Raw genomic sequence first — 386 nt, 5'->3', positions numbered from 1 at the left:
ACACTGATCCTGGGAATGGCCGTGACTCTGGCCATCGCGGCCTATGGTGTCTACCTGGCCCGTACTTTGTCTCAGCCGCTGATCGCTATCCAGAAGAAAATTGCCCAGATGCCACCTGGCGAGCCTGTCTTTGACCTGGATACCGCCTTTAGCGAAACCCGAGCCATTGAACAAAGCCTGCGCGACAGTAAGCTCAACATCGCAAAATTTTTTCAGCGAGAGCAGGAATTCAGCCGGTTTGCTTCCCATGAGCTCAGAACACCTATCATGGTGATTAAGGGGTCTGCAGATATCCTCAAAAGGATCCCGGATCAACCACGCATTGCACAAAAGGCCGTAAGCCGCTTACAGCAAGCAAGTCAGGAGATGACTTTATTAACAGAAAC

At 51.3% G+C, this 386-nt stretch carries 1 protein-coding gene; it reads left to right on the top strand.

Annotated features, from left to right (window positions below; translation table 11 throughout):
• A partial coding sequence (locus tag ACYP03_RS24530) for a histidine kinase dimerization/phospho-acceptor domain-containing protein (protein WP_459782453.1) occupies nucleotides 1-386 on the top strand: 386 nt, incomplete at both ends.

This window comes from Photobacterium sp. R1 (genome assembly GCF_054600795.1).
This window is presented reverse-complemented; position numbering and strand designations above follow the sequence as displayed.